We start from the raw sequence: 11,719 nt of genomic DNA, 5'->3' as shown, positions 1-11,719 counted from the left end.
AAAATCCCGGCTCGTCATGGAAATGGAGGGGGCAGTGGGCGGGGAAGCCACACGGTGCCTATCCGTCGTTGTGCCCTGCTACAACGAGGAAGCGACGGTCAAGGAGCTCCTGGTCCGCGTCCTCGAATCTCCCTGGGTCGGGGAGGTCATAGTCGTCGACGACGGCTCGTCCGACGGGACCCTGGCAGCTGTCGGCTCGGTAGCCGATCCGCGGGTGAGGGTCTTCGTGCAGCCCCGCAACATGGGCAAGGGCGCCGCTCTGAGACGCGGGTTCCAGGAGGCCAACTCCGACTTCGTCATCATCCAGGACGCGGACCTCGAATACGACCCCACCGAATACGGGCGGATGCTCGAACCCCTGATCGACGGCAAGGCGGACGTCGTGTTCGGGTCCCGGTTCATCACCGACCGCCCGCACCGGGTGCTCTATTTCTGGCACTCGATGGGCAACCGGATCCTCACGACGGCGTCGAACGCGTTCACGAACCTCAACCTCACGGACATGGAGACCTGTTACAAGGCGTTCCGGCGCGAGGTCGTCCAAGGTCTCGACCTTCGCGAGAACCGCTTCGGGATCGAACCGGAGATCACCGCCAAGGTGGCCAAGGGCGGATGGCGGATCTATGAGGTGGGCATCAGCTACGCGGGCAGGACGTATGCGGAGGGCAAGAAGATCGGGTGGCGGGACGGGATCCACGCCGCACGGTGCATCCTCCGCTACTCCGCCCTGTGGGGTCGCCTGACCCGGGTGCCACGGGGCCGATGAGCCAGACCGAGGTGGCCATCATGGCCACCTCCGCTCCCGCCCTACCGGTGGAAGACCCGCCCATCGCTCCAGGGCGCCGCGGGGCGGGGCTGCCATTCGCCCTCGACGCCGCCCTCACCCTCTCCGTCTGGGTGGCCGGTGCGGCGATGTTCTTCCGCCAGCAGCTCGGCAGCGGCTTCGACAAGATGATGGGCAACGACGGCGATGCGCGCCTGGCCATATACATCTGCGAGCACTGGTTCGGTGTCATGCACGGGCGGTCGTCCTGGCTGTCCCCGCATTTCTTCCACCCGGTCAAGGGTCTCCTCGGCTGGAGCGACACGTTCTTGCTCTACGAGGTCTTCTACGCGCCGTTCCGTGAGCTCGGCTGCGATCCGTTCCTCGCGATGCAGCTCACCATCGTGGCCCTGAGCCTCGTGGGCTTCGTCTCCTTCGTATGTCTCGTCCGCGTCGCGCTCGGTGCCCCCCGGCTCATCGCCCTCGCGGGTGCTCTCGTGTTCACCTTCGCGAACGACCTGTTCCTGCACGCCGGGTCGTTCCAGTTCAGCGGTATCTACTTCGTGCCGCTCGTGCTTCTGCTGGGGGCCCTCGCCTTTAGGTCGAGGTCGGCCCGCCCGACTCGGTCCTTGCTGCTCGGAGGATCGTGTGGGCTCCTCGCCGCGCTGCTGTTCCTCAGCACCTACTACATATCGTGGTTCGCGGCCCTTGCCGGCGCGGTCGCGCTCGTCGTGCTCGTGGTCTGCGGCCGGGGCCGCCGGACCGTGCGGGCCGCCGGCGAGTCGCTAAGAGCCCTGGTCGGCGCAGGGGTCGGATTCGCGCTCGGCATCGTCCCGTTCCTGATCGTCTACTGGCCGACGCGCGGCCATCACCTGACATACGCCCAGATCATCGGCTACGGCGGCCGGATGCGCGACGTCGTCAACGTGGGTGGCGGGAACCTCGTCTGGAGCCGGTTGCTCCAGCACTTCGACCCGTCCATGGTCGTCGCGAGCGAGGTGAGCTACGCGGTGACCCCCTTTGTGATGCTGCTGGTCGTGGCCGGCGGGCTTGCAGGCCTCCGGCTACTCGTAACCCGGAGCGCGGCAGGAGAGGCGCGCGCCGTAACGGCGGTTGTGCTCGCGGTGACCGCGGTCGTGCTGTGCGTCCTGCCCCTGCGGACCCGTTTCGCGACGCCGTGGGCGTTCATCTGGCACCTGCCCGGCGCGACCCCGATCCGCGCCATCGACCGGCTCGAGCTCGTGACCAGTCTGGTGGCTGCACTGGTCATCGTGGCGTCGGCAACAGAGGTAGCAGCGAAAGTGCGTACAGCGAAGCTGCGTGGCGCTCGGCACACGGCCCTCCTTCGCGTTGCCGTCACCGCCGTGCTGGCGTTCGCCGTGATCGAGCAGGTCAACACCACGCCGGTCTCACAAGTGAACCGGCCCCAGCAGGTCGCCCTCCTCCGCTGGGTGAGGTCTCCTGGCCCGCGTTGCCGCAGCTTCTATGTCACCGACGCCAGCCGGGCGAACGGGCCCTTCTTCGAGTACCAGATCGACGCCATGCTCATCTCGCAGGAGTTGGGAATCCCGACGCTGAACGGGTACACCGCGTACAACCCTGCCGGCTGGAACCTCGAAAATCCCGGCGATCCGGCCTACCCCATGTACGTCGCCAGCTGGGTGGCCGCAAACGGGATCGGGGACGGGGTCTGCGGGCTGGACCTGGGGACGATGAAGTGGAGCCCCGGCTTGCCCGGGACCACTGCGTCAACCGCCGCTGCCGGCTAGGCAGCCCTTTTCGTCCGCGGAGGGGTCCGAGCGGTCGGAGCCGCTGTCGCGAGAGGCAGGGCCGAAAGTCACATACGAAGCAGTCCTGGACCGGTGGAGGACCAACGCCTCTATGCCAGAGAGCTCGCCGGAGAGTTCGATCGGACTCAAGACGGCTGGCATTCGAGCCTGGAGGAGTTATGAGGATCAAGGTCATCGCAGTCATCGCCACGATGATGGCCATCGCATTAGGGCTGATTCCGGTGGCACCAACTGTATTGAGATCCGCGAACGCTGCAGAGCTGCCAGAGATGTGCAACGGCCGCAGCGACCCCAATCTCGAAGTCGTGGCTCAGGCCAACGGACCTTCCGTGCCGGGGTACTTCCTCGCTATCACGACAGACGCTTCAGGACGGGGGTCCGGCACACTCATCTTCAATGTCGGTGCGCAGAGGTTGGTAGTGACAGATTGGTGCCGGGTGTGGCAGCACATACCGGGTCAGCCCTCGAACGGCAACTGTGGGATGACCTACCCAGAAGGAGCAATCACCGCGCATGCGGTCGGCGAGGCCAAGCTTGATGGTGAAGCGCTTCTCGTGCGTACCGATGTCCGGCAACTCGCGAGCGGGGCGATGCTCTTCCGCGTCCGATATCGCCCATTGGCAGCCGAAGAGTCCACGACAGGCGATGATTGCGAGACCGGTTGGACGAAATACCCGTCCGAGGGTTGGTACTCGCTCGACAGCTTGAAAGTGCAGACACCCGCCAACCCCGTGAGCTACCTGCTGGCGGGAGCCGATGGTGGGGTGTTCACTTTCGGGAGCGCTGCGTTCTACGGGTCTCTGGCGGGTAGGCATCTGAACGCACCGGTGGTGGGCATGGTCGAGGATCCGGTGTCCGGTGGCTACTGGCTGGTCGCGGCGGATGGTGGGGTGTTCGCTTTCGGGGGCGTTGCGTTCTACGGGTCTCTGGCGGGTAGGCATCTGAACGCACCGGTGGTGGGCATGGTCGAGGATCCGGTGTCTGGTGGCTACTGGCTGGTCGCGGCGGATGGTGGGGTGTTCACTTTCGGGGGCGCTGCGTTCTACGGGTCGCTTGCCGGAAGGAATCTGAACGCCCCGGTCGTGGGCATGGCCTCTACCCCGACCGGTGACGGCTACTCGCTCGTGGCGGCCGGTGGTGGTGTGTTCGCCTTCGGGGGCGCCGCGTTCTACGGGTCGCTGGCCGGGATGCATCTCAACGCGCCGGTGGTCGGTATGATCCCGACCCCGAGCGGAGACGGCTACTGGCTTGTGGCTGCCGACGGTGGAGTCTTCAACCGCGGCGCAGCGCCATTCCGTGGGTCGACGGCCAGCACGGCGCTGAACGGGCCGGTGGTCGGGATGGACTCGTTCCTGTAGTCCTGGGCCAACGCGGGTGTGGTTCCGTCATCGGAGTCGCCGGCAAGTATGGCGGCGGTGTGGGCCGACCGGCGCGCCCACCACTTGGTGGCTGGATCGTCGGTGGGACGCCGGGCCTGCCGGGCTGACCAGCGGCCGGCTTCGGTGCCTAGCCCGGTGAGGATGGCTCGGCGGTCCTGCTCGAGCATGGCCCGCAGTGCGAAGCGCCTCTCGCCCAGGCGGTACCCGGCTCCGGCTTGTTGGGCGATCCGGGCGAGACTGGTGCGGGTCAGGACGAAGCCGCTTCGGAGCGGACTGATCAGTGCGTCGAGCAGGTCCTCGGTGTGGCATCCGGGCTCGACGGCTGGGGGTGCGTCCCTCAAGGCGGCGGGGAGTAGGTGACCTCGGGGCTGGGAGCGTGCCTCACGCTGGAGGGCAGCACACGTCAGCTCGGCCCAGCCGCCGACCGTCTCGGTGCCGAGATCAGTGACCGAGTCGAGCCAGTTGGGCACCCACGACCACAGGTGTTCCCAGAGCAGCACGGCGCGGGCGTGGGCTAGTGCCTCTGCCGTCACGGCATGGCGGACGCTGGCGCCGGCCTCTCCTAGATGCGCGTAGAGGGCGAGGAGAGACGAGAGGTGATCCGGTTCGGCCGGCGGGTCGAGGCCGATGGCCCTCCAGAAGCCGGCGACCCGGTCGGCCCCCTCGCCGCCGATCCCTCCCTCCGCGCCGAGATGGATCGACGCGTACGGCGGGCAGTTGAGGACGAACACTTCGGTGTGCTCGGCCGGGTCGGGCACCGGTATCCCTAGCGCGCCGGCGGCTGTCCGCGCGTCCGCCGGATTGTCGGCGACAGCGGCCAGCGCCCGCCACAGCTCCCAGTTGCCGGTCGTCACTGCTCCACCGGCACGGGAGTCTGCGGAATCGCGAACGCGTCGGCCGAAGGTTTGAGCGGCCGCATCAACCACGCCGGCCGGCGGGTGTGGTCGGGGGACACGGCGCCGGCGGGGCGGGCCAACTCGAGCCAGCGCCTGTACACCTGTCGGGCGGCGTCGGTGTCGACGGAGATGTCGCCGTGGCGGTCGGACGGCTCGGCGGGCCGGACTCTGACCGCCTGGTGCCAGCAGTGCATGCCGGAGATCGGGTCGGGGTGGACCGGGAATGTCAGGTTCTGGTGCACGCCGGTGTCGAACCACCAGATTCGCCGGGTGTCGGCGTCGGTCGACGGGTAGGGCCCGGCGGTGGTCTCGGTTCGCATCTGCCATCTGCTGTCGGAGCGGTCGATGGCCACAGTGGCCATGAGACCCCCGGAGTTGAGCGGCTGGCCGGACAGCTTCCAGCGGCCCATGTGGTGACTACAGGCGACGACGCCGGGACGGATCCCCTCGGTGATCCACGCCTTGGCGACGAAGTAGCCGATCTCGGTCTCGACCCGCACCAGATCGCCGGTGCGGGCCACGCCGAAGCGGGCCGCGTCGGACGGGTGGATCCACACCGGGTTGGTGTGTGACAGCTCGTCGAGCCATTTGCTGTTGGCCGAGCGGGTGTGGATCTGCGTGGGTAGCCGGAAGGTGGAGAGCAGCACCACCTGGTCCGGCTCGAGACGGTCGGGGTGCACGTGGCTCTTGATGTATCCGGGGAGGGCGTGCTCGGGCCATCCCCAGGCGGCCAGTGTGGACGACCAGAACTCCAGCCGGCCCGAGGGGGTCGGGAAGCCGCGACGGGCCACCCCGTCGACCATGACCCCGACGGGCCGGCGGCCCGCGTCGTCAGGTGACGGCGCACCCATGGGGACGACGTTGGGGCTGTGCGGTTGGGGGGTGGCGGTGTACACGCGGCCGGTCGGGGAGATGCTGGTGTCGACCAGTTCCTCAGCCGGCACCTCCCTTGCGTGTACCGGACCGTCCGCGGCGGTGATCTCGAATGCCCCGTAGCGGCGCATCCACTCAAGAGGGGTCAGCCCTTCCGCTGCGGCCCGCTCGGGTAGCCCGGGCACGGAGTGTTCGAACATCCAGCCGTAGTACTCATCGACGGTCAGCTTGGTGCCGGGCCGGGCGACCGACTCGTGGTAGCGGCGGATGCCGAGGCTGCCGTCGGGATCGATGCGCCACGACAGCTCGATCCAGAACTCGTTCTCCTCCCATACCTCTCCGGGGTTCACCTGGCGGGTGTCGGTCACGGTCTCGCCGCCCCGCTGGCGGGCGGCGCGCAGCACGGGCTGGCGGAATCCGACCCACTGGCCGTTGTACTGCTCGTAGGAATGGGTGTCGTGCCGTTCGGAGGCGTGCCCCATGGGAAGGATCCAGTCGGCGAAGTAGGCCGACTCGTTCCAGGTGGGGGTGAGCGCTACGAAGCAGCCGACCTTGTCCTCGTCGGTGAGGACCTCCATCCACGACAGACCGTCGGGGTTGGTCCACACCGGGTTGTAGACCCGTATGAAGTAGGTGTCGAGCCGCCCCCGGCCGTCTTTCAGGAAATGCGGCAGGAGGAACGACATCTCGTTCTGGGAGAGCGGGTACTCGAGCGGCCAGGTCAGGTCCTGCCACATCTTCGGGTGAGGAGGCACGTGGATGGGGCGGGGGACGAACTTGTTCCAGGCGTTGGGGAAGGTGCCGCCCTCGGTGCCCACCGCCCCGAGCAGGGCGGCCAGGAAGAACACGGTGCGCGACACCTGCCAGCCGCCCAGGTTGCCCGCCGCCGCGGATCGCCACGAGTGGCATGAGAAGCGGTGGCCGGCGCCGGCCACCACCTCGGCCACCTCCTCCAGCACTGACACGTCGATCCCGGACTCGCGCGCCGCAAACTCGAACGTGAAGGGCTCGTACAGCTCGGCGAGGATGGACTGGAACGTCTCGAAGGTGGCCGGAAGTTCCGGGCGGCACTCGCGTAGGTACTCCTCCCAGTTCCACCACCGGCGCACGAAGGTGGCGTCGTAGCGGCCGGTGCGGATCAGGTGGTTGGCGATGGCCAGATTGATGGCCGCCTCGCTACCCGGCTGCGGGGACAGCCAGTAGTCGGCGTGAGTGGCCGTGTTGGACAGGCGGGTGTCGAGCACGATCACCTTCGCGCCGCGGGCACGGGCCTCGGTGATCCGCTGGGCGTGCGGGTTGAAGTAGTGGCCGGCCTCCAGATGCGAGCTGATCAGGTAGATGACCTCGGCGTTCTCGTGGTCCGGGCTGGGCCGGTCCATACCCGACCAGAACTGAAAGCCGGCCCGCCCGCCGCTCGAGCACACATTGGTATGGCTGTTGTGACCATCGACCCCCCAGCTCGCCAGCACCCGCTCGGTGAAGCCGTCCTCGCCAGGCCGGCCGATGTGAACCATGATCTCGTTGTGCCGGCCCTCGACCAGCGCGGCGCGGGTCCGCGCCGCCAGGGCGTCCAGGGCTTCGTCCCACGTGACGCGCTCCCACCTGCCCTCCCCCCGTGCCCCCACCCGGCGGAGCGGATAGAAAATGCGATCGGGATCGGTGATCTGATTGATGGTCGCCGGCCCCTTGGCGCAATTGCGGCCCCGCGACCCGGGATGCTCCGGGTTGCCCTCGAACTTGCGCACGCGGCCGGTCTCTTTGTCCACGTATGCCAGCAGGCCGCAGGCCGACTCGCAGTTGAAGCAGGTGGTGGGCACCAACATGTAGTGGTGCTCCTCCCGGACCGGCCAGGCCCTCGAGGACAGCTCCACCCAGTCGTCCCAACGCTCCTTCGGCGGGAAAGCCGCCAGGTGCACCCTGCTGGCCCCTTGGTAGAAGGTCTCGCCCCTGGACTCGACGGCGGCCCGGGCGGCCGAGACCCGCTCGCCCAGCCGGTCCAGATCCACCTCGCCAGACGACACCACCGGAACCTCCATCAAGCCAAGGGGATCAAGCCAACGGGACCGACTGGCCGGCCTGGACGTACGCGTGCTCGTGTGTCAGCAGGCCGACCAGCGCGAACGGAACCGCCGCCACCCCGATCCACGGGGCGGCCACCGCCACGGCCACCCCGGCGACTCCGGTCCAGAAGAATCCGGCGAACCGGCCCCTGATCATCTCCATGGTCGCCAGATGGGCGTGCGCGGTGGGGTGGGTCAGTGTGACTTCCCCGGCGACCGCCAGCAGGTGGGCGGCCGCCGCGCCGCACAACAATGCCTCGATGCCGACCACGGCCGAATGGGGAGCCTGCCACTCCGCCAGGGGCAGCATGGCGGCCGACCCGGCCAGCACCGCCTGGATGGCCAGGTGCGGCACCAGCAGCGGGTTTTGCCAGAGGTCGCGGGCCTTGGCCTGGGCGAACAGGTAGGCCGTGTAGCAGGCGGTGGCCAGGCCGAGAGGCAAGGCGAAGCCGGTGAGTACCTGGCGCACCCCCACCGATCCGACGATGGAGCCGAGCAGGTAGACGCCCAGGATGGCGGCGTAGGCACCTATCACCACCGCGCCCTTGACCAGCCAGGAGCTCCAGTGGTGGCGGGTGAGGATCAGGTAGAACCGGCTCGGGTGCTTGAGGTCCCAGATCAGGAGCAGACCGGTCAGGGCGAGGGAGGCTCCGGCGAGCAGCGGTGCCGACCACTGGGCCAGATCGTTCGACCACGGCAAGCGCCCCGCGATAGCCAGGATCAGCGGGACGAGCATGGCCCCTGCCGCTATCCCCTTGGTCCAGGTGTAGAGGCTCACCGGCCACCCCCACGGCGCATGGTGGGGGACGTCATATGACAGCAGTGCTGCCGCACTCGAGGCCGGTCGGCCGGGGTGGCCGGATACGACCAAAGTCGGGTCGAGGGGGTCGCCCTGGGTCGACCAGGCGAACAGCCCCCCGTCGGGCCGGCGGGCGGCCAGCGGGTCCAGCGTCGCCTGGTGGGCGCCCTTGTAGAACAGCTTCGGGCGGGTCTCCTTCTCCGGGCGGCGCACCGTGACGGGCTGGCGGCCGACGATCGAGGCCACCTTCGAGGTGGGGTCGTTCACGTCGCCGACCAGGATCGCCTCGGTCGGGCACACCGTCACGCAGGCCGGCTCCAACCCGACCTCCAGGCGGTGGGCGCAGAAGTTGCACTTCTCCGCCGAGTGGTCCTCCGGATTGATGAAGATGGCGTCGTAGGGGCAGGCCGCGATGCACGCCTTGCAGCCGATACAAATCCTCTTGTCGAAATCGACTATCCCGTCTGGACGGCGGTACATCGCTTCGGTCGGGCAGGCAGCCACGCATGGGGCGTCCTCGCACTGGTTGCACCGGGTCACCTGGAACGCCCGCCGCACTTGCGGGAACGACCCCACCTCCACCGACTTCACGTAGGTCCTGGTCACCCCCAGGGGAACCTCGTTCTCGCTCTTGCAGGCAGTCGTGCACGCATGGCAGCCGATACAGCGGGTCTGATCGAGGACCTTCACCCACACCGGCCGGCGGGACTCTGTGATGGCCTCGCTGACCGCTTCGCGCGCGACCGTGCTCATGGCGCGCCCCTTCGTTCGGGGTAGGACAGGGGCAGGCCCAGCTCGGCGGCCCGTGCCCAGTCGTCGTCGATGAGCACCGCCCGCCGACCGGCCCGGTCGAGCAGCGACACGGCGATCGACGCTCGGAACCCGCTGGCGCAGTACACCCACACCTCACCGGCCGGGATCTCGCCGACCCGGGATTCGATTTCCCAGAAGGGGATGTGGATCGCGCCAGAGAGGTGCCCGGCCCGCCACTCGTCGGGTCGGCGCACGTCCAGGATCACCCGGCCATCGTGGTCGCCGCCGTTGTAGAGGTCGTCGAAACGGCCCACCGGGTAGCTGGCGGTCAGGCCGCCGGCGAGCTGCCCGATGCCGCCGGTGGCGGCGCCGGCAAGGCGGTCGATGCCGATCCGGCTCAGCTGCCGCTGGGCCTCGGCGATCTGGTGGGGTGAGTCGGCGATCAGAGTGAGCGGGGTGTTCCAAGCAATGACCCAGCCGAGGAAAGTGGAGAACGAGTCTCCCAGCTCCACTGAGATCGTCCCGGCCACGTGGCGGCGGGCGAACGCCGTCCGATCCCGGAGGTCCACGACCCATTCCCGGGCGTCTATGCGACGCAGGAGCTCCGAGGCGTCGACGGGCACGGGCGGGGTGAGGTCGGCGGCGCCCGGCCCCTGACGGTTGAGGGGGGCCATGTGGGCGTAGTAGCGGGGGTAGGCCGCCAGGCCCTCCATCAGGGTCTTGACAAAGACGTCCTCGTCGTCGAGACGGACCGCGATGTTGGTGCGACACTCGTCGCCGATGGTCGAGGAGGTACCCGTGGTCTCCACCGCGGAACAGAAGCTTCCGAAGCCGTGGGTGGGGAATACCTGGGTGCCCGGCGGCAGAACCCGGGCCAGGTGACGAACCGAGTGGTACTGGTCCCTGGTCAGCGACTCCGTGAGCTCGGGGCCGACCAGGTCGGTTCGGCCCACGCTTCCGTAGAGCATGGAGCCCCCGGTGAACACCGCCTGCGGCTCGCTCCCATCGATGCCCGCCGTGTAGGACAGGTGGTAGGGAGTATGGCCGGGGGTGTGCATGGCGGTGATCGCCAGGCTCCCCGACTGGAAGCGCATGCCTTCGACGGCCGGCAGCCGGTCGAAGTCGACCTCCTCTCCGGCGGCGACCACGTACGACGCGCCGAGTTCCTCGGCGAGGGCCAGCCCGCCGGTGACGTAGTCGTTGTGAATGTGGGTCTCGAGGACGTGGGTCACCCTCACACGGGCCGACTCCGCCGCGGCGAGGGCCCGGTCGAGATCCCGCTGGGGATCGATCAGCACTCCCGCTTCCCCGTCGTGGGCCAGATAGCTCCTATCGCCCAGGGCGGGAGTCTCGATGGTTACCACGTGAAGGGTCACCCTGGCCGGTCTTCCCTTGGGTCTCCTTCCCTGCGGCTTCCAAGGCCAAAGTACATAAGTACGTACATTCAACTTCCGGGGGCGACATGGGTCAAGCTCTCCGATCGGGGTACCCATCGTCTCGACGTAGATGCGAAACGAGAACCGGCCGCATACTTGAAAGGTGGCTCTCGACCGCGCTAGCCCGATGCCTCTGTGGGCCCAGGTCCTGGACGATCTTCGCCGGCGCCTCGCGGAGGGGGAGTTCGCCCCCCGCTTCCCGGGGGACAACGAGCTCGCCGCGCACTACGCGGTCAGTCGGCACACCGTGCGCGAGGCGGTCCGCCACCTGCACAGCGAAGGTGTCGTCGAACGGGGCCGGGGGCGGGGAACGTTCGTACGCCAGCCGGTCATCGAGCAACCCCTTGGTACCCTTTACAGCCTTTTCCGCTCAGTGGAAGAACAGGGCTTCGTGCAGCGGAGCATCGTGCGGCATCTGGAGGAACGCCGAGACGAACAAGCCGCGAACGTGCTCGGCTGCGACCCCGACGACCCCCTTATATATCTGGAACGGCTCCGACTCGCCGACGAGCAGCCAATCGTCTTGGACTGCTCTTGGATGCCGGCCCGGCTGGCCCGTCCCCTGTTGCAAGTCGATTTCGGGCACACCGCCCTCTACCGCGAGCTGCAGGAGCGCTGTCGGGTCCGCATCGACTCGGGATGGGAGCGATTCCATCCTGTCCTGCCCAACGCCGAGCAGCGTCAGCTACTCGGCGTTGGCGCCCGCACCCCCGCCCTGGGCATCGAGCGCCTCGCCTATTCGAGCTCCGTACCGGTCGAATGGCGCCACGGCGTGGTACGCACCGACCGGTTCTCCTTCGTCACCCGCTGGTCCGCTACTCGGGTCGACGCGGCCTTCGAGCCGTACCAGTCCGGCATTGCGTTCCCCGTGGCTACCGAAGTACCCCTTTAACAGGGACTTCTTTGGTGGTCGGACGCGGTGTCGATCCGCGACCTCGCGCCTTTCAGGCGGGGTGCGGAGGGTTTCAGC

General features: G+C 68.2%; 8 protein-coding genes. 4 read left to right on the top strand and 4 right to left on the bottom strand.

What is annotated here, in order from left to right; genetic code table 11:
* Positions 1–16 precede the first annotated feature (16 nt).
* From VNF71_04640 to VNF71_04630, 3 genes are all read left to right on the top strand, one after another.
* On the top strand, positions 17–766 hold the full coding sequence (locus VNF71_04640; GenBank protein ID HVA73830.1) for a glycosyltransferase family 2 protein: 750 nt from the start codon (positions 17–19) through the stop codon (positions 764–766).
* 20 nt (positions 767–786) lie between these two features.
* Positions 787–2,532, top strand: a complete 1,746-nt coding sequence (locus tag VNF71_04635; protein ID HVA73829.1) for a hypothetical protein — start codon at positions 787–789, stop codon at positions 2,530–2,532.
* Positions 2,533–2,711: 179 nt separating this feature from the next.
* Entirely contained in the window at positions 2,712–3,911 is a 1,200-nt protein-coding gene (locus VNF71_04630) for a hypothetical protein (protein ID HVA73828.1), read from the top strand.
* On the opposite strand, the gene VNF71_04625 is transcribed toward VNF71_04630, so the two are convergent.
* From VNF71_04625 to VNF71_04610, 4 genes are read right to left on the bottom strand one after another with little or no spacing between them, the layout of a single operon-like run.
* The gene (locus VNF71_04625) at positions 3,794–4,786 is read right to left on the bottom strand and encodes a molecular chaperone TorD family protein (GenBank protein HVA73827.1); all 993 of its coding nucleotides are present in this window, start codon (positions 4,784–4,786) and stop codon (positions 3,794–3,796) included. The two genes, VNF71_04630 and VNF71_04625, sit on opposite strands and share 118 nt — an antisense overlap.
* A complete protein-coding gene (locus VNF71_04620; GenBank protein ID HVA73826.1) occupies positions 4,783–7,737 on the bottom strand; it encodes a molybdopterin-dependent oxidoreductase in 2,955 nt (984 codons plus the stop codon). The genes VNF71_04625 and VNF71_04620 overlap by 4 nt, the downstream gene beginning before the upstream one ends.
* 13 nt (positions 7,738–7,750) lie before the next feature.
* Complete coding sequence (locus VNF71_04615; protein HVA73825.1) at positions 7,751–9,313, bottom strand: 4Fe-4S dicluster domain-containing protein; 1,563 nt, start codon at positions 9,311–9,313, stop codon at positions 7,751–7,753.
* Positions 9,310–10,689: an MBL fold metallo-hydrolase gene (locus tag VNF71_04610; GenBank protein HVA73824.1), complete on the bottom strand. Its 1,380-nt coding sequence runs from the start codon at positions 10,687–10,689 to the stop codon at positions 9,310–9,312. The genes VNF71_04615 and VNF71_04610 overlap by 4 nt, the downstream gene beginning before the upstream one ends.
* Before the next feature lie 163 nt (positions 10,690–10,852).
* Here VNF71_04610 and VNF71_04605 point away from each other — a divergent pair, with 163 nt between their 5' ends.
* On the top strand, positions 10,853–11,641 hold the full coding sequence (locus VNF71_04605) for a GntR family transcriptional regulator (protein ID HVA73823.1): 789 nt from the start codon (positions 10,853–10,855) through the stop codon (positions 11,639–11,641).
* The last annotated feature ends 78 nt before the right edge of the window (positions 11,642–11,719 follow it).

This window comes from Acidimicrobiales bacterium (assembly GCA_035533095.1).
Classification (GTDB): domain Bacteria; phylum Actinomycetota; class Acidimicrobiia; order Acidimicrobiales; family Palsa-688; genus DATLUM01.
The sequence above is the reverse complement of the archived record's forward strand: the minus strand, read 5'-3'. Positions and strand labels throughout refer to the sequence as shown.

What these genes read in the sequence shown, in the direction of transcription:
- VNF71_04640 (HVA73830.1), top strand. Translation starts at nt 17, where the DNA reads ATGGAAATGGAGGGGGCAGTGGGCGGGGAAGCCACACGGTGCCTATCC.
- VNF71_04635 (HVA73829.1), top strand. Translation starts at nt 787, where the DNA reads ATGGCCACCTCCGCTCCCGCCCTACCGGTGGAAGACCCGCCCATCGCT.
- VNF71_04630 (HVA73828.1), top strand. Translation starts at nt 2,712, where the DNA reads ATGAGGATCAAGGTCATCGCAGTCATCGCCACGATGATGGCCATCGCA.
- VNF71_04620 (HVA73826.1), bottom strand. Translation starts at nt 7,737, where the DNA reads ATGGAGGTTCCGGTGGTGTCGTCTGGCGAGGTGGATCTGGACCGGCTG.
- VNF71_04615 (HVA73825.1), bottom strand. Translation starts at nt 9,313, where the DNA reads ATGAGCACGGTCGCGCGCGAAGCGGTCAGCGAGGCCATCACAGAGTCC.